Raw genomic sequence first — 16,384 nt, forward strand, 5'->3', positions numbered from 1 at the left:
AGGCGCGGTTCGCATTTAGGGAGCGTATCAATGACCAGGATCGCCTTCATCGGCCTGGGCAACATGGGCGGCGGCATGGCCGCCAACCAGGCCAGGGCCGGTCACGCCGTGGCGGCGTTCGACCTTTCGGCCAAGGCGCTGGAGAAGGCCGTTGGCGCGGGCTGCGTGGCCGCGACCTCCGTGGCCGAGGCGGTGAAGGACGCAGAGATCGTCATCACCATGCTGCCCGCCGGCCCGCACGTGCGGGCGGTCTATGGCGAGCAGGTGCTGGAGAACGCCCCGAAGTCGGCCCTGCTGATCGACTGCTCCACCATCGACGTCGACAGCGCCCGCGCGGTGGCGCAGCAGGCGAGGGCGGCGGGCTTCCGCTTCGCCGATGCGCCGGTCTCCGGCGGGATCATGGCCGCCGAGGCGGGCAGCCTGGCCTTCATGGTCGGCTGCGACGACGCCGACTTTCCCGCCGTCGAGGCTGCGCTGAAGCCGATGGCCCGGGCGATCATCCACGCCGGCGGCCATGGTGCGGGGCAGGCGGCCAAGATCTGCAACAACATGCTGCTGGGCGTGTCGATGCTGGGAACCTGCGAGGCCTTCGCCCTGGCCGAGAAGCTGGGCCTGGCCGCAGACCGCTTCTTCGAGATCGCCAGCCAGTCGTCGGGCCAGTGCTGGTCGGTCTCGACCTATTGCCCCGTGCCGGGCGTGGGGCCCAGCACGCCGGCCGACCGCGGCTATGAGGGCGGATTCGCCACGGCCATGATGCTCAAGGACCTGAAGCTGGCCCAGGAGGCGGCGGCGCGGGCAGGGGCGAGCACGCCGATGGGCGCCCAGGCCGAGGCGCTGTACGCGCTGTTCGACGTCAACGGCTTTGGCGGCAAGGATTTTTCGGCAGTCCTGCAACTGCTGCGCGGGCGCATTGCTGAGCTGGTTTGAACAAGGCAGGGTTGCGATCGGCCGTTATAGAACCAATCGATGCGACACCACGCCCAATTCCAATTTGTAGGTAGAGGCCCTTAGGTGGACACTGTGCCTGCGTGGTGCGAAAAGCCGTGCCAGAAGAAAAGGACTGCCGAGCTTCGGTTCGACGGGTAGAGACCAGCATGGACTACAAAGCCGCGTTCACCGCCGCTGTCTCCCAGATCCGCGACGAGGGTCGCTATCGGGTCTTCGCCGACCTGAAGCGCCATCGCGGCGCCTTCCCGCGCGCGACCTGGACCCGCGCCGACGGCGGCGAGAGCGAAGTCGTGGTCTGGTGCTCGAACGACTATCTCGGCCAGGGCCAGAACCCCGTCGTGCTGGACGCCATGCACCAGGCGATCGACGACCACGGCTCGGGCTCGGGCGGCACCCGCAACATCTCGGGCACCAACCACCATCACGTGGAGCTGGAAGCCGAGCTGGCCGACCTGCACGGCAAGCAGGCGGCGCTGCTGTTCACCTCGGGCTACGTCTCCAACGAAGCCACGCTCAGCGTCCTGCAGAAGATCCTGCCGGGCCTGATCATCTTCTCCGACGCCCAGAACCACGCCTCGATGATCGCCGGCATCCGCAACGGCGGCGGTCCGCGTCACATCTTCCGCCACAACGACCTGGCCCACCTGGAAGAGCTGCTGGCGGCCGCGCCGGCCGACGCGCCCAAGCTGGTGGCCTTCGAGAGCGTCTACTCGATGGACGGCGACATCGCCGACATCGGCGCCACCGCGGCGCTCGCCAAGCAGTACGGCGCCATGACCTATCTGGACGAAGTCCACGCGGTCGGCATGTACGGTCCGCGCGGCGGCGGCGTCGCCGAGCGCGACGGCGTGATGGACCAGATCGACATCATCGAGGGCACGCTGGGCAAGGCCTTCGGCGTCATGGGCGGCTACATCACCGGCGACGCCGAGGTGATCGACGCGGTGCGCCTGATGGCCTCGGGCTTCATCTTCACCACCTCGCTGCCGCCGGCCCTGACCGCCGGGGCGCTGGCCAGCGTGAAGTGGCTGAAGCAGCATCCGGAAGTGCGCGACGCCCACCAGGAGCGCGCCGCCACCCTGAAGAAGATGTTCCAGGACGCCGGCCTGCCGGTGATGGAGAACGACAGCCACATCGTGCCGGTGCTGGTCGGCGATCCGATCCACACCAAGCTGATCAGCGACATGCTGCTGGCCGACCACGGCGTCTACGTGCAGCCGATCAACTATCCGACCGTGCCGCGCGGCACCGAGCGCCTGCGCTTCACGCCCACGCCGTTCCACACCGACGACATGATGCGCAAGCTGGTCGGGGCGATGGAAAAGCTGTGGGCGCACTGCAACGTCGCCCGCATGGGCGGCCACGCGGCCTAAGCACCCGTTTTGGGTTTCGATCTGGGCTACCTGCGCGAGCTGGCCGAGGATGCGTCCGAGCATCCCGGCTGGTGGGGCGTGGCCGACTACTTCCGCCTTCGCCATCAGGGCCTGCGTCGCGAGGCGCTCGACGCGCTTGATGCGTTTATTGCCGGGGCTGTGAGCTGGCCGCTAGCCGAGCGGTCGGCTTTCGCCGCCTGGATCGGCGAGAAGCGGCTGGCCTATCGCGGTCAGCCCGAGGCGGTGCTGCCGGTTCCGCTGTTCCGCCTGCTGGTCCGCCCGGCCCTGGAGGAGTGGGCCGCGAGCAAGCCGACCGATCCCTGGCCGCTCGTCTGGCTGGCCCGCCTGTCGAGCGGCGGCTCGACCTGGCACGCGCCGCCCGCGCCGTTCCTGCGCCAGGCCCTGGCTCGCGATCCGCTGTGCGTTCCGGCCCGGGTGGACCTGGTTCGGGCCATCCTCGCCGACATCGCCTTCCACCAGCACGAACTGCCCGGCGCCTATCTGGGCGAGGCCGCCCAGGATCTTGCGGCGCTCGACGAGGCCGAAGACCTGCTGTCGGCGGCCGACGACGATGCGCGGTTCGACATCGGGCCGGAGATCGTCTGGGCGCGGGCCGAGGCAAAGGGCTGGCTGGAGCGGGAAGGGGCCGACTGAGCCTCTCCGCGTGGCGGTTTCCCGCCACGAGACCGCTGCGCCCGCGCCCGGCTTCAGGCTGGATGCGGCGTCCTGCGCTAGAAGAGAGTCGCCCCGTGAAGACCATCGTGATCACCGGCAGCAGCCGCGGCATCGGCTTCGGCCTGGCTGAAGCCTTCCTCGAGCGTGGCTGCCAGGTGGTGATCTCCGGCCGCAACCCTGCCGTCCTGGCCGAGGCCCTGGGCAAGCTGGAAGCCACCGGCGGGGCCGTCGCCGCCCAGGCCTGCGACGTCAGCAAGGTGGCCGACCTGGAGGCCCTCTGGGACGCCGCCGTCGAGCGGTTCGGCTCCGTCGACATCTGGATCAACAACGCCGGCTCGGTGTCGCCCCGCGTGCGCCTGGACAAGGTCGAGGAGGCCGAGATCGATGCGGTGGTCGCCACCAACCTGCTGGGCGTGATCAAGGCCACCAAGCTGGCCATGATCCGCATGCTGGCCCAGCCCGGCGGCGGGGCGATCTACAATTTCGAGGGCTTCGGCAGCGACGGCATGACCGCCTCGGGCCTGACGCTCTACGGCACCACCAAGCGGGCGGTGACCTACTTCACCAAGTCGATGGGCAAGGAACTGGACGGCACCAGCGTGCGGATCGGCACCATCAGCCCCGGCATCGTGGCCACCGACCTGCTGCAGTCGGAGATGCGCGACGCCTCGGACGCCGACCGCGCCAAGTCGATGAAGCTCTACAACATCCTCGGCGACCGCGTGGAGACCGTGGCGCCCTACATCGCCGACGGCGTGCTGAAGGGCGAGGCCACGGCCGCGCCGGTGCGTTGGCTGACCATGCCCAAGGCCATGGGCCGGTTCATGACCGCCGGCTTCAAAAAGCGCGACATCTTCTCGGAAGCGGCGAACTGATCGCAACTGTGGCGTTGCGCACAAGCATGTTCGCGTAATGGGTGTACGCTCCGGGCCGGTAATCACCATGCCCAGGGGCGCCCCATGACCTACAAGCTCGAGATCAAGACCGCGGACAGCGCCGACGCCGGCACCAGCGCCAAGGCGACGATAACCGTCGTCTGGAGCAGCGGCGACCGCACCGTGCTCCATGCCGATGGCGCGGCCGGCTATCTCGACAGCGGCGCGCTGGACGTCCTGACCTTCGATGCCGGGCCCTTCCAGAATCCGGGCGCGCCCGTCGCGATCGAGCTGTCGCACGACGACGCCGGCGCGGCGTCCGGCTGGTTCGTCTGCTACGTCCGGGTCTTCGCCCCCGGCGGCAAGTGGTGGCGGGCCGATTTCCAGCGCTGGCTGGCCACCGACGAGCGCGACGGCTCGCTGCACGCGTCGGCGCGCCTGCGCAATCACAGCCGCTGGATGGGCGACCTGCACGACCACTTCGGCACGATCAGCAGCCGCAACGAATTCGGCGAGGTGCCGCTTCACCAGCTGCCGATGGCCGGCACGCACGACTCCGGCACCTACGGCATGGGCAAGGGGGCGATGGCCCAGGACGCGACGATCCTGGAGCAGTTGGGACTGGGGGTCCGCTTCTTCGACCTGCGCCCGCGCGCCTATGGCGGCAAGTTCTACGTTCAGCACACCCTCGGGTCGGACAACGTGCTGGTGAACTACGGCCAGACGACGAAGTTCGCGGTCAATCCGGGCGACGGGTCGATCTTCAACGACATCCGGGACTTCCTGGCGCACAACCCGAATGAAGTGATCATCCTCAAATTCCAGACCTTCTCGCTGTTCGACGCGGAGGAGCACGACGATTTCCGCCAGCTGATCGCGGCCTACTTCCCGCTGATCCCGCAGGGGCCGGTCGAGAACCTGACCCTCAACAACATCCGCAACGGCGCCGGGCGGGTGATCGTGTTCTACGGCGACGACCTCGGCGCCGCGGCGCCCTACGACGCCAGCTGGTATGGTCTGTGGCCCTACCGCGTGGCCCAGGAGCAGCGCTCGGTGGGGTATGTGAGCCTGCTCGATCCCTGGTGGGAGGACGATATCGGCGCGAGCGGCGGCGACGACGACCAGGCCTCGTTCGCCAGGACCTGGCAGCCTTATCACGAGGCCAATCTGGTCGACTGGGCGTCGCGCTCCCCGGCGTTCTTCGTCACCCAGGCCCAGATGCAGGTGCTGCACGGCGAACTCGACGACCGCGGGCGCGACAACGCCTATCGCAACAACGGCCGCAACATCGCGATGTTCATGAACTGGGTGAAGATGGGTGTGCCCAGGCAGGTCGATCCGTCGGTGCTGTCGGGCGCGCCGGCGCCGGTCCTGCGGCCCAACATCATGACCCTCGATTTCGTCGAGTACGGCCATGAGACGCTGGGTTCGCTGACGGACGCCATAGTCGACTACTTCCTGTCGATCTCGCCGCCGATGTTCAGCCGCACCTACGACTACGATCGGTTCAACACCCCGTTCATTCAGCTGCCGGGGCAGCAGGGCGTTCCGGTCCTCGCCTGAGGACGGCGCGGCGGGCGACTAGGCCCGCCGCCGCACGCCCTTGCCCAGGCCGATCTGCTTGGCGAAGTCCGAGCGGCGCGCGGCATAGGCCGGGGCGACCATCGGATAGTCCGACGGCAGGCCCCATTTGCGGCGATAGTCCTCGGGGCTCATGTCGTAGTGCGAGCGCAGGTAGCGCTTGAGCATCTTCAGCTTCTTGCCGTCTTCCAGACAGACGATGTAGTCGTGCTGCACCGAGCGGGAGACGGGGACGGCGGGCTTCTGCTTCTCGACCGCCTTGGCCGGGGCCGGTTCGCCGTTCAGGCCAAGCAGGGCGCCGTGCACGGTGCGGATCAGGTCGGGGACCGCGGTCTGGGAAATCTTGTTCTGTCCGACATAGGCCGCGACGATGCTCGCGCTCAGCGCCAGCAGGTCGGTGTCGTCCGAAGCGTCCGACCCCGTTTCGCCGTGTGAAACCGCCATACGCATCCCGCCCGTTCTGTTCGTTTGCACTCAAAAACGCTCGGCGCGGCGGCAACACCCCGCCGAGGTTCGTGACCAACGCATGGTTACCGTCGCGGTTCCGTCATTGATCGCGCCGCGAAGGACGCTAAAGAGAGCGCCGTCGACTCCCGCTGTCGGGAGCGCGCCGCCCAAAGCCCAGCCGCCCGCCCCAAGGAGCTGCCGATGACGACCTCCACCGACCTGACCAAGTTCTTCGGCGCCGATCTCGCGACCGCCGACCGCGACATCTTCGATCGCATTGGTCGGGAGCTGGGTCGTCAGCAGAACCAGATCGAGCTGATCGCCTCGGAGAACATCGTCTCGAAGGCGGTGCTGGAGGCTCAGGGCTCGATCCTGACCAACAAGTACGCCGAGGGCTATCCGGGCAAGCGCTACTACGGCGGCTGCGAATGGGTCGACGAGATCGAGACCATCGCCATCGACCGCGCCAAGCAGCTGTTCGGCGCTGCCTTCGCCAACGTCCAGCCGCACTCGGGCTCGCAAGCCAATCAGTCGGTGTTCATGTCGCTGCTGCAGCCGGGCGACACCTTCATGGGCATGGACCTGGCCGCCGGCGGCCACCTGACCCATGGCTCGCCCGCCAACCAGTCGGGCAAGTGGTTCAAGCCGGTGTCCTACACCGTGCGCCAGCAGGACCAGCTGATCGACTACGACAACGTCGCCGAGGTGGCCCAGCGCGAGAAGCCCAAGCTGATCATCGCCGGCGGTTCGGCTTACAGCCGCGAGATCGACTTCGCCCGCTTCCGCGAGATCGCCGACAGCGTCGGCGCCTATCTGATGGTCGACATGGCCCACTTCGCGGGCCTGGTGGCCGGCGGCGTGTTCCCGAACCCGGTCCCGCACGCCCACGTCGTCACCACCACCACCCACAAGACCCTGCGCGGTCCGCGCGGCGGCATGGTGCTGACCAACGACGAAGCCATCATCAAGAAGGTCAACTCGGCCGTGTTCCCCGGCCTGCAGGGCGGCCCGCTCGAGCACGTCATCGCCGCCAAGGCCGTGGCCTTCGGTGAAGCCCTGCAGCCGGCCTTCAAGGAATACGCCGCGCAGATCATCGCCAACGCCAAGGCTCTGGCCGAAGCGCTGCAGAAGTCGGGCGTCAACATCGTCTCGGGCGGCACCGACAGCCACCTGATGCTGGTCGACCTGCGTCCCAAGGGCGTGACCGGCCGTGACGCCGAGCACAGCCTCGAGCGCGCCCACATGACCTGCAACAAGAACGGCGTGCCTTTCGACACCGCGCCGTTCACGATCACCTCGGGCATTCGCCTGGGCACGCCGGCCGGCACCACCCGCGGCTTCAAGGCCGCCGAGTTCACCCGCGTGGGCGAGCTGATCGGCGAGGTCGTCAACGGCCTGGCCGCCAACGGTCCGGAAGGCAACGCCGCGGTCGAGGCCAAGGTGCGCGAGGAAGTCCTGGCCTTGACGGCCCGGTTCCCGATCTACAACTAATGGCCTAAGGCCGCAGGGGAGGGCCCAAGATCATGCGCTGCCCATTCTGCGGCCACGCCGAAAGTCAGGTTAAGGACAGCCGCCCGTCGGAAGACGGCGCGGCCATCCGCCGTCGTCGCCTCTGCCCGGAGTGCGGCGGCCGGTTCACGACCTTCGAGCGCGTCCAGCTGCGCGAATTGATCATCGTCAAGCGCTCGGGACGTCGCTCGCCGTTCGACCGCGACAAGCTGATGCGCTCGATCTCGCTGGCCACTCGCAAGCGCCCGATCGAGGGCGAGCGGGTCGAGCGGATGGTCAACGGCATCGTCCGCCAGCTGGAAAGCCAGGGCGAGACCGAGCTTCAGTCGTCGGTCGTGGGCGAAATGGTGATGAAGGCTCTCAAGTCGCTCGATGACGTGGCCTATGTCCGCTACGCCTCGGTTTATCGCGATTTCCGGGAGACCAGTGATTTCGCGAAGTTTTTGGGCGAAGAAGGCTTGAGCGACGTCGCCGAAGACGAGCTATAGGCGCATTCTACGATTCGATTTTTCGGGTCGGCGTGTGACGGCCCATCGAGGCCTCCCGTCCGCCCAGGAGTTCAGAGGCATATGGTGGAAGACAAGATTCGTCTGCTGATCGTCGAGGGGCGCCGTTATTCGGGCCTTTCCGACGCTCTGCTGGCCGGCGCCGTGCAGGCGATCGAGGCGCAGGGCGCCGAGTACGAGGTCGTCACCGTCTCCGACGCCCTGCAGATCCCGGCCGCCATCGCCATCGCCGAGGAGGCCGGCAAGGGCCCGTCGGGCGTCCGCTTCGACGGCTATATCGCGCTGGGCGCGGTGATCCGCGGCGAGACCTACCACTTCGAGATCGTCAGCAACGAGACCGCTCGCGGCCTTCAGGACCTCGCGGTCGGAAAAAGGTTGGCCATTGGTTACGGCGTGTTGACGGTTGATGACGAGGATCAGGCCTGGAATCGCGCGCGCCTCTCCCAGGGCGACCGCGGTGGCCAAGCCGCTCGGGAATGCCTGGAGATCGTTGGATTGAAGCGTCAGCTGTCGGGACAAGCGCGATGAGCAAGCGCATCCAGCCCCGTTCCGTTTCGCGTCTGGCGGCTGTTCAGGCCCTCTACCAGATGGAAGTCTCCGGCGCCGGCGTCGACGCCGTCGTGCGCGAGTTTTCCGAGCACCGCTTCGATCGCGCCGTCGAGGACACCGAAGGCGCCCAGCTGGCCCAGGCCGACGAGACCTTCTTCGCCGATCTGGTGAAGGGCGTCGTGTCCAAGCAGGCGATCATCGACCCGGCCATCGTGCGCCGCCTGGCCTCGGGCTGGAAGCTTGAGCGCCTGGACGCCACGGCCCGCGCCGTGCTGCGCGCCGGCGCCTACGAGCTGATGAACCGCCCGGACGTTCCGACCGAGGTGGTGATCGACGAGTATGTCGAGATCGCCAAGTCGTTCTTCGAGGGGCCGGAAGCCGGCTTCATCAACGGCGCCCTGGACGCCATCGCGCGTGACGCCCGAGTCTGACGACGACTGGTTCGACGATCCCGCCCCGGCCGCCGCGCCGGCGGCGGAGGACGACGAATCGTGGTTCGACGACGTCCCTCCGGCGGCCGCGCCGTCGGGGCCGGACGAGTTCGAGCTGATCGCGACGCACCTTCGTCCGCTGACCAACGGCGATCCGGCCGCGCTCGACCTGCTGGACGACGCGGCGGTGCTGCCTTCGCGTCCGGGCTACGACCTGGTGATCACCAAGGACGCCATGGTCGCGGGCGTGCATTTCCTGGCCGGCGAGGATCTCGACATCGTCGCCCGCCGGCTGCTGCGCACCAATCTTTCCGACCTTGCCGCCAAGGGCGCCGAGCCCTACGGCTACTTCCTGGCTGTCGGCTGGCCCTCGGGCACGACGGTCGAGGATCGCGAGACCTTCGCTCGCGGCCTGGCCGAGGACGGCCAGACCTTCGGCGTCAATCTGCTTGGCGGCGACACCGTCACCACCTCGGGCGCGATGGTCGTTTCGGCGACCCTGCTGGGCTGGGTTCCGCAAGGCGCGGCCGTCCTGCGTCGCGGCGCCAAGGCGGGCGACCGGCTGATGGTCTCCGGCAGCATCGGCGACGGGTGGCTTGGCCTGCTGGCTCACTGGGGCGAGGTCGAGGATCCCGACGGCGGCCTGGTTCGCCGCTACCGCACGCCCGCGCCGCGCCTGGCGCTGCGTGAGGCCCTGCGCCAGTTCGCCCACGCCGCGGCCGACGTCTCCGACGGCCTGCTGGCCGACGCCGGCCACATCGCCAAGGCCAGCGGCCTGCAGGTCAAGGTCGACCTCGACCGCCTGCCGCTGTCGACCGGCGCGCGCAAGTGGCTGGAGGCCCAGCCCGAGCGTGGCGAGGCGCGCATGTCGCTGGCTTCGGGCGGCGACGACTACGAGGTCGTCTGCGCCGTTCCGGCCGCCGACGTCGCCGCCTTCCAGGCCGCCGCCTTCGCCGCCGGCCTGCCGGTGCGCGACATCGGCGAGTTCGTCGAGGGCGAAGGCGTTGCGGCCCTCTTCAAGGGCAAGGACATCACGCCTCAGCGGCTAGGCTGGCTGCACGGCTAAGGCCGAGCACAAGACTGAAGCGCTTTTTCTCCGTGCATCCCCGCTTTCGCGGGGAATGACGGACTTGGGAGTGGCTGGAAGACGGGCCTGCTGCGTCAGCGGCCGCCCAGCGCCGCCATGACGCCCGTCGCGCCCTGACGCTCGGCCAGGCTCAGGGCGGTGTTTCCAGACGCGTCCTTGAGGCCCGTCGCGGCGCCCTTGGCCACCAGCATCCGAACCTGGGCCTCGCGGCCGAACAGGCTGGCCATCATCAGCGCCGTCTGGCCCTGGGCGTTGCCCTGGTCGACCGGGCAGGGGGCCTTGTCCAGCAGCAGGCGCGCCATGGCGTCGTCGCCCTTGAAGGCCGCGCCCATCAGGGCGGTGTTGCCACGCGGGTCCATGGCGCAGGCGTCGGCGCCGCGGGCGATCAGCAGAGCCACCAGATCGGTCTTGCCGTTGTAGGCGGCCAGCGTCAGGGCGGTGTAGCCGCGGTCGTCGCGGGCGTCGACCGGCGCGCCGGCGTCGAGCAGGGCGGCGACGAGGTCGGCCCGGCCCTCGCGGGCGGCGGCGAAGAAGCTGGCGCGGGGATCGGGCGCGGAGGCGGGCGCGGCGCTCTGCAGGGCCAGCGCGAACAGGGTGATCAGCATGGGGGCTTTCTGGAACAAGAAAAACGCGGGCCCGCTGGAGCAGGCCCGCGCGAGAGAGGCGAGGAGGGCTAGTTGGCGGCCAGCTTGACGGCTTCGAGGGCCTTGGCCGCGCGGGCCTTCACGGCCGTCAGATCGACCTTGGTCGCCGCCGCCAGCCGGGTCCCGTACTCGGGATCGGCCGCATAGAAGTGGCTGACCATGATCTCCTTGATCTCGGGCACGGTGACGCCGTTGAGGTCGCCCGACAGGTTGCGGATCAGGGCCGCCTTCTGGTCTTCCGGCAGGCGTTTCCAGAACAGGCCCGCCTGGATGAACGGCTCTTGCTTTGAGATCGCCTTCTGCTGGATCGTGGCCGAGACCTCGTAGGGGCTCAGCTTGTAGGCGGCCGTATCGGCGTAGACGCCCGCGTCGGTGCGGCGCGAGGGCTGGTAGTTGACGTCGCCGACGCGCGGCACGGTGTTCATCGCCCCGTCCTGGGCGCCGTTGGCGACCGCGACCTTGGGCGCGTTGATCGCCAGCTGCTGGTAGTTCGGACCCAGGCGGTGACGCTGGGTGTCGGCGTAGCTGAAGAGGCGGCCCTGCAGCAGGCGGTCGGGCGAGGGCTCGATGCCCGGAACCATGACGCCCGGCGAGAAGGCGCTCATCTCGGTCGACTGGAAGAAGTTCTCCGGCATCTTGTTCAAGGTCATCGTGCCGACCTTGATCTCCGGCATGTCGTACCAGTCCTTGGTGGCGTCGAAGGGGTTGTAGCCCAGCTTGGCGATGTCTTCGGGCCGCAGGATCTTGACGTAGAGGTCCCACTTGGCCGCCTGGCCCTTGCCGATCGTCGCGTAGAGGTCGTCGGTCAGGTAGTTGAAGCCGGCCTTCTGGGCCTCGTCCGGGGTGTAGTTCCTGATCCCCTGCAAGCTCTTCCAGTGGAACTTGGCGAACACCACCTTGCCGTCCTCGTCGACCAGCTTCAGCGCGTGCACGCCGTTGCCGTCCATGGTCCGATAGCTCTGCGGCGTGCCCAGGTCCGTGAAGAGCTGGGTGATCATGTGGGTGCTTTCGGGGTGGTGGCTGAAGAAGTCGAACAGCCGCGTCGGGTCTTGCTTGTTGGTCACCGGCGAGGGCTTCAGCGAGTGCACCATGTCGGGGAACTTCATCGCGTCGCGGATGAAGAACACCGGCAGGTTGTTGCCCACCAGGTCCCAGTTGCCTTCGGTCGAATAGAACTTGGTGGCGAAGCCGTGCGGGTCGCGCAGGTACTCGGGCGAGCCCAGCGGGTGGATCACGGTCGAGAAGCGCACGAACACGGGGGTCTTCACGCCGGCCTTGAACAGGGCGGCCTTGGTGAACTTGTCGAGCTCGCCGTTGGAGACGAACTCGCCCTCCGCGCCCGTGCCGCGGGCGTGCACCACGCGTTCGGGAATGCGCTCGCGGTCGAAGCGGGCCAGCTTCTCGATGAGGTGGAAGTCCTCCAGCATCACCCCGCCCCATTCGCCGGCGGTCTTGGAGTTCTGGTTGTCGCCGACGGGGGCGCCGCTGTCCTGCGTCTGCCTGGGGGTCTGGGCGGCGGCCTGGCCGGCGGCGGCCAGGGCCAGGGCGGCGAGGATGGCGGTGGAAGCGCGGGACGTCATCGGGTCTCCTGATCAGCTCGTCTCTTGCGATGCGTCCTCTTCAGTAGGGAGCCGGCCGAGCCGACAGAAACGAATAGAATTGCGCCGCCTGATCGACTGCGCCGATCAGGCCGAAACCCGCGCCGGCGCTTCCTGAGCAGCGCCGGCCAGGCTCTGGCGGATATGCTGGGCCAGCAGGGCGAACTCCTCGGCCCTGGGGGTGTTGCGACGCCACGCCAGGGCGACCGTGCGGTGGGCCTTGGGCGTGTCGAGCGAGCGGGTGACGATCGGCGTTCCGGCCGCGACGTCGGCTTCGACCGCCATGGCTGGGATCAGGCTGACGCCCATCCCCGCGCCGACCAGTTGCACCAGGGTATGGACCGCCGCGCCGCGCCCGGGGCCGCGCTCGAGGTCGCGGCGCTCGCAAGCGCCCAGGACGTGGTCGCGCAGGCAGTGGCCGTCGTCCAGCAGCAGCAGGCGATCGGCCGGCAGGTCGCCGGGGGCGATCGCCGGCTGCGCGGCCAGCGGATCGTCGGCGTGCAGCGCCACCAGGATCTCGTCTTCGAACAGCGCCACGTGGTCGAGCCCGTCGCACGGAAAGGGCAGGGCCAGGACCAGGCAGTCGCGGGCCCCGCGCGCCAGCCCCTCGCACGCCCAGTGGCTCATCTCCTCGTGCAGCACCACCCGCAGGTCGGGACAGGCCGCCTTCAGCGCCGGCAGCAGGCGCGGCAGCAGGAAGGGGGCGATGGTGGGAATGACCGACAGCCGCAGCGTCCCGCTCAGCGGCGCTGCGGCGACGCGGGCCAGGTCGGTGATGTCGCGCGCCTGGCGCAGCATGTCCTTGGCCCTGGCCGCGGCGCGCACGCCCAGGGGCGTGAAGATCGTCACGCGCCGGGTGCGCTCGACCAGCCGGGCGCCGAGGATGGCCTCCAGCTCCTTCAGTCCGGCCGAGAGCGTGGACTGGGTCACGTGGCAGGCTTCGGCCGCGCGGCTGAAGTGCATGTGCTCGTGAAGGCTGACCAGGTACTGCAACTGCCGCAGGGTTGGCAGGATCATGCGCCGGTCCCGGGCGCGCGGGCGCGCGCCATACGACGCAGACGCCGAACGAGCGGCGCGGGGAAACGGGCGGGCGGCGGTCCGCCTTTGGAACGGGGTGTCATGAAGGGCTCCGAAGGCGCCCAAACTCGGGCAGTCCCGTCGGCAAGGCGAATTGATAGTTTTCATTTCCCAGATCGAGAGGCTCGATAAGCCGAGCCTGGCCCTGGGGGCTTTGCCCGGTAGCGAAACCTCAAGGCTTCTCGGTTAATGGCTCGGGCATGACCCGTTCCGCCTTGTCCCGCCGCGCCGTCCTGGCGTTCGCCGCGCCGCTGGCGCTGTGCGCCGCGCCCGCCTTCGCCTCCGGCAAGGAGAAGAAGAAGGAAGGCGGAGAGGGCGAGAAGGAAAAGGAAGATCCGGTGATCAAGCTGGGCTCGATGGCCCTGCCGATCGTCGCCGAGGGTCGGCTGATCAACTACATCTTCGTCGAGCTTTCGCTGACCCTGCCGCCGGCCGGGGACGTGACCGCCTTCGCCGGCAAGGAGCCGCTGCTGCGCGACGCCCTGGTGCGTGCGGCCCATAAGCAGCCGCTCAACAAGCCCGGCAGCTACGTGCTGCTCGACGAGGGCAAGGTGAAGGCCATCGTCATGCGCGAGGCGATCGCCCTGGTCGGCAAGGGCAAGGTCGCCGCGGTGACCGTCGGCAAGCAGACGCCGCGCAACTTCGTGCCGCCGCCGAAGCCCGCGCCCAAGGTGGCCGCCAAGCCGCCGCCGCCGCCCGTCGATTCGGCGCCGATCATTCCCTGAGGCTTCGCGAACGCCGTTCTCGCAAGCGGTTGCGCGCTAGGCTTGTGGATGTCAGTGTTTCCCCCTGGCGCCGATGTCGGGGCCAGATCAGGGAGCTTCGAGGGGGAATGAGGCCCTAAGGCCCGCCCGCCGCTCCTGGCCTGGGGCGCTCGTCGATCCTCCATGGCTGGGAACCGCGACCCCTCGTGATTTGAAACACGAAGGGGCACAACACCCATGAGTTCTTGGCTTTACGTAGCCATCGGCGCCGGGCTTCTGGCGGTGCTGTATGGCGCGGTTCAGACCGCCAGGCTTTTGAAGGCCTCGCCGGGCGATGCGAAGATGCAGGAGATCGCCGCGGCCATCCAGGAAGGCGCCCAGGCCTATCTGAACCGTCAGTACACCACCATCGCCATCGTCGGCGTCGTGGTCGTCGCGGTCCTGGCGTTCTTCTTCAAGGGCTGGGAGCAGCCCGTCGGCTTCGCGCTGGGCGCGATCCTGTCTGGCCTGGCGGGCTTCGCCGGCATGCTGATCTCGGTCCGCGCCAACGTCCGCACCGCCCAGGCCTCGTCCGAAGGGCTGGGCAAGGGCCTGTCGATGGCCTTCACCTCGGGCGCGGTCACCGGCATGCTGGTGGCGGGCTTCGCCCTGCTGGGCGTGGCCGGCTATTACGCCCTGCTGCTCGGCGCGGGCCATGAGAGCACCGATCGGGTGGTCATCGACTCGCTGGTGGCCCTGGGCTTCGGCGCGTCCTTGATCTCGATCTTCGCCCGTCTGGGCGGCGGCATCTTCACCAAGGGCGCCGACGTGGGCGGCGATCTCGTCGGCAAGGTCGAGGCGGGCATCCCCGAGGACGACCCCCGCAACGCCGCGACCATCGCCGACAACGTGGGCGACAACGTCGGCGACTGCGCCGGCATGGCCGCCGACCTGTTCGAGACCTACGCGGTGACCACGGTGGCCACCATGGTGCTGGCGGCGATCTTCTTCACCGGCACCGACGTCGTCGGCTCGATGATGCTGCTGCCGCTGGCCATCTGCGCCGTCTGCATCGCCACCTCGATCATCGGCGCGTTCTTCGTCCGCCTGGGCAAGAACAACAACATCATGGGCGCGCTCTATCAGGGCCTGATCGTCACCGGCGTGCTGTCGGTGCCGGCCGTCTGGTGGGTGATTCACCAGCTGGTGCCGGACGCCATCGAGCTCGACGGCCGCCTGTTCACCGCCAACAACCTGTTCTACTGCGGCCTGGCGGGCCTGGTGGTCACGGCGCTGATCGTGGTGATCACCGAGTACTACACCGGCACGGGCTTCCGGCCGGTGAAGTCGGTGGCCCAGGCCAGCGTGTCCGGCCACGGCACCAATGTCATCCAGGGGCTGGCCATGTCGCTGGAGTCCACGGCTCTGCCGGCGTTGACGATCATCGTCGGCATCGTGGTGACCTATAACCTGGCGGGCCTGTTCGGCATCGCCATCGCCACCACCACCATGCTGTCGCTGGCCGGCTTCATCGTCGCCCTGGACGCCTTCGGCCCCGTCACCGACAACGCCGGCGGCATCGCCGAGATGGCCGGCCTGCCGCCGGAAGTCCGCGTCACCACCGACGCCCTGGACGCGGTCGGCAACACCACCAAGGCCGTCACCAAGGGCTACGCCATCGGTTCGGCGGGCCTGGGGGCCCTGGTGCTGTTCGCGGCCTATACCGAGGACCTGAAGTTCTTCTCCGAGAACGCCGCGCCCGGCAGCTTCTTCGACGGCATGGGGGCGGTCAGCTTCGACCTGTCCAACCCCTATGTCGTGGTCGGCCTGCTGTTTGGCGGCCTGCTGCCGTTCCTGTTCGGGGGTCTTTCCATGACCGCCGTCGGCCGCGCGGCCGAGTCGGTGGTGGCCGAGGTCCGTCGCCAGTTCCGCGACAACCCCGGCATCATGACCTACGAGACCAAGCCCGAATACGGCAAGGCGGTCGACATCCTGACCAAGGCGGCCATCCGCGAGATGATCGTGCCGTCCCTGCTGCCGGTGGTGTCGCCGGTGGTGCTGTTCTTCGTCATCAACGCCATCGCCGGCAAGGTCGACGCCTTCGCCTGCCTGGGCGCCATGCTGATGGGGGTGATCGTCACCGGCCTGTTCGTCGCCATCTCGATGACCAGCGGCGGCGGCGCCTGGGACAACGCCAAGAAGGTGATCGAGGAAGGCTTCACCGACAAGGACGGCGTCCTGCACAAGAAGGGCGGCGACACCCACAAGGCCGCCGTCACCGGCGACACCGTCGGCGATCCCTACAAGGACACCTCGGGTCCCGCCGTGAACCCGATGATCAAGATCACCAACATCGTGGCCCTGCTGCTTCTGGCGGTGCTGGCCCACGGCTGATCCGGCC

The 16,384-nt window shown here is 68.5% G+C and carries 15 protein-coding genes and 1 pseudogene; 12 read left to right on the top strand and 4 right to left on the bottom strand.

Going from position 1 to position 16,384, the window contains the following annotated elements; genetic code table 11:
- Positions 1 to 12 precede the first annotated feature (12 nt).
- The 5 genes and pseudogenes from mmsB to G5B46_RS14515 all read left to right on the top strand — a co-directional run.
- Positions 13 to 927, top strand: a pseudogene (gene mmsB, locus G5B46_RS14495) (3-hydroxyisobutyrate dehydrogenase); the annotation flags it as partial.
- A gap of 167 nt (positions 928 to 1,094) precedes the next feature.
- Positions 1,095 to 2,321 carry a 5-aminolevulinate synthase gene (hemA, locus tag G5B46_RS14500; RefSeq protein ID WP_165259697.1) on the top strand — a complete coding sequence of 409 codons (1,227 nt, stop codon included), beginning with the start codon at positions 1,095 to 1,097 and terminating at the stop codon, positions 2,319 to 2,321.
- Between the two features lie 9 nt (positions 2,322 to 2,330).
- Positions 2,331 to 2,975, top strand: a complete 645-nt coding sequence (locus G5B46_RS14505; RefSeq protein ID WP_165259699.1) for a hypothetical protein — start codon at positions 2,331 to 2,333, stop codon at positions 2,973 to 2,975.
- Positions 2,976 to 3,070: 95 nt separating this feature from the next.
- Positions 3,071 to 3,871, top strand: coding sequence for an SDR family oxidoreductase (locus tag G5B46_RS14510; protein ID WP_165259701.1), 801 nt, complete (start codon positions 3,071 to 3,073; stop codon positions 3,869 to 3,871).
- Between the two features lie 84 nt (positions 3,872 to 3,955).
- A complete protein-coding gene (locus tag G5B46_RS14515; RefSeq protein WP_165259703.1) occupies positions 3,956 to 5,434 on the top strand; it encodes a PLAT/LH2 domain-containing protein in 1,479 nt (492 codons plus the stop codon).
- 18 nt (positions 5,435 to 5,452) lie between these two features.
- On the opposite strand, the gene G5B46_RS14520 is transcribed toward G5B46_RS14515, so the two are convergent.
- Entirely contained in the window at positions 5,453 to 5,896 is a 444-nt protein-coding gene (locus tag G5B46_RS14520; protein ID WP_165259705.1) for a MucR family transcriptional regulator, read from the bottom strand.
- Positions 5,897 to 6,100: 204 nt separating this feature from the next.
- Between G5B46_RS14520 and glyA the strand changes: the two genes are divergently transcribed.
- The 5 genes from glyA (at position 6,101) to thiL (ending at position 9,960) form a co-directional block, all read left to right on the top strand.
- Entirely contained in the window at positions 6,101 to 7,390 is a 1,290-nt protein-coding gene (gene glyA, locus G5B46_RS14525) for a serine hydroxymethyltransferase (RefSeq protein WP_165259707.1), read from the top strand.
- Between the two features lie 32 nt (positions 7,391 to 7,422).
- Positions 7,423 to 7,896: a transcriptional regulator NrdR gene (gene nrdR / locus G5B46_RS14530; protein WP_101714276.1), complete on the top strand. Its 474-nt coding sequence runs from the start codon at positions 7,423 to 7,425 to the stop codon at positions 7,894 to 7,896.
- 81 nt (positions 7,897 to 7,977) lie between these two features.
- The gene (locus tag G5B46_RS14535) at positions 7,978 to 8,442 is read left to right on the top strand and encodes a 6,7-dimethyl-8-ribityllumazine synthase (RefSeq protein WP_165259709.1); all 465 of its coding nucleotides are present in this window, start codon (positions 7,978 to 7,980) and stop codon (positions 8,440 to 8,442) included.
- Positions 8,439 to 8,894 (top strand): transcription antitermination factor NusB, encoded by a 456-nt coding sequence (nusB, locus tag G5B46_RS14540; protein ID WP_101714274.1) that lies wholly within the window; start codon positions 8,439 to 8,441, stop codon positions 8,892 to 8,894. The genes G5B46_RS14535 and nusB overlap by 4 nt, the downstream gene beginning before the upstream one ends.
- Positions 8,803 to 9,960: a thiamine-phosphate kinase gene (thiL, locus tag G5B46_RS14545; protein WP_165259711.1), complete on the top strand. Its 1,158-nt coding sequence runs from the start codon at positions 8,803 to 8,805 to the stop codon at positions 9,958 to 9,960. The genes nusB and thiL overlap by 92 nt, the downstream gene beginning before the upstream one ends.
- 95 nt (positions 9,961 to 10,055) lie before the next feature.
- Here the strand turns inward: thiL and G5B46_RS14550 are convergent, their stop codons facing one another.
- The 3 genes from G5B46_RS14550 to G5B46_RS14560 form a co-directional block, all read right to left on the bottom strand.
- Complete coding sequence (locus G5B46_RS14550; RefSeq protein WP_165259713.1) at positions 10,056 to 10,586, bottom strand: ankyrin repeat domain-containing protein; 531 nt, start codon at positions 10,584 to 10,586, stop codon at positions 10,056 to 10,058.
- Positions 10,587 to 10,654: 68 nt separating this feature from the next.
- Positions 10,655 to 12,205: a catalase gene (locus G5B46_RS14555; protein WP_165259715.1), complete on the bottom strand. Its 1,551-nt coding sequence runs from the start codon at positions 12,203 to 12,205 to the stop codon at positions 10,655 to 10,657.
- Between the two features lie 105 nt (positions 12,206 to 12,310).
- Entirely contained in the window at positions 12,311 to 13,240 is a 930-nt protein-coding gene (locus G5B46_RS14560; protein WP_165259717.1) for a hydrogen peroxide-inducible genes activator, read from the bottom strand.
- A 260-nt stretch (positions 13,241 to 13,500) separates the two neighbouring features.
- Between G5B46_RS14560 and G5B46_RS14565 the strand changes: the two genes are divergently transcribed.
- Both G5B46_RS14565 and G5B46_RS14570 read left to right on the top strand, forming a co-directional pair.
- Entirely contained in the window at positions 13,501 to 14,025 is a 525-nt protein-coding gene (locus G5B46_RS14565; protein WP_165259719.1) for a hypothetical protein, read from the top strand.
- A gap of 216 nt (positions 14,026 to 14,241) precedes the next feature.
- Positions 14,242 to 16,377, top strand: a complete 2,136-nt coding sequence (locus tag G5B46_RS14570) for a sodium-translocating pyrophosphatase (protein WP_165259721.1) — start codon at positions 14,242 to 14,244, stop codon at positions 16,375 to 16,377.
- The last annotated feature ends 7 nt before the right edge of the window (positions 16,378 to 16,384 follow it).

The sequence above is a fragment of the Caulobacter sp. 602-2 genome, assembly GCF_011043625.1.
In the GTDB taxonomy this organism is placed as follows: domain Bacteria; phylum Pseudomonadota; class Alphaproteobacteria; order Caulobacterales; family Caulobacteraceae; genus Caulobacter.

Bases quoted from the DNA above. Each gene is read 5' to 3' on its own strand.
- glyA (WP_165259707.1), top strand. From the start codon at position 6,101: ATGACGACCTCCACCGACCTGACCAAGTTCTTCGGCGCCGATCTCGCG.
- G5B46_RS14515 (WP_165259703.1), top strand. From the start codon at position 3,956: ATGACCTACAAGCTCGAGATCAAGACCGCGGACAGCGCCGACGCCGGC.
- hemA (WP_165259697.1), top strand. From the start codon at position 1,095: ATGGACTACAAAGCCGCGTTCACCGCCGCTGTCTCCCAGATCCGCGAC.
- G5B46_RS14565 (WP_165259719.1), top strand. From the start codon at position 13,501: ATGACCCGTTCCGCCTTGTCCCGCCGCGCCGTCCTGGCGTTCGCCGCG.
- G5B46_RS14520 (WP_165259705.1), bottom strand. From the start codon at position 5,896: ATGGCGGTTTCACACGGCGAAACGGGGTCGGACGCTTCGGACGACACC.
- G5B46_RS14570 (WP_165259721.1), top strand. From the start codon at position 14,242: ATGAGTTCTTGGCTTTACGTAGCCATCGGCGCCGGGCTTCTGGCGGTG.
- G5B46_RS14555 (WP_165259715.1), bottom strand. From the start codon at position 12,205: ATGACGTCCCGCGCTTCCACCGCCATCCTCGCCGCCCTGGCCCTGGCC.
- thiL (WP_165259711.1), top strand. From the start codon at position 8,803: ATGTCGAGATCGCCAAGTCGTTCTTCGAGGGGCCGGAAGCCGGCTTCA.
- G5B46_RS14560 (WP_165259717.1), bottom strand. From the start codon at position 13,240: ATGATCCTGCCAACCCTGCGGCAGTTGCAGTACCTGGTCAGCCTTCAC.
- nrdR (WP_101714276.1), top strand. From the start codon at position 7,423: ATGCGCTGCCCATTCTGCGGCCACGCCGAAAGTCAGGTTAAGGACAGC.
- nusB (WP_101714274.1), top strand. From the start codon at position 8,439: ATGAGCAAGCGCATCCAGCCCCGTTCCGTTTCGCGTCTGGCGGCTGTT.
- G5B46_RS14550 (WP_165259713.1), bottom strand. From the start codon at position 10,586: ATGCTGATCACCCTGTTCGCGCTGGCCCTGCAGAGCGCCGCGCCCGCC.
- G5B46_RS14535 (WP_165259709.1), top strand. From the start codon at position 7,978: ATGGTGGAAGACAAGATTCGTCTGCTGATCGTCGAGGGGCGCCGTTAT.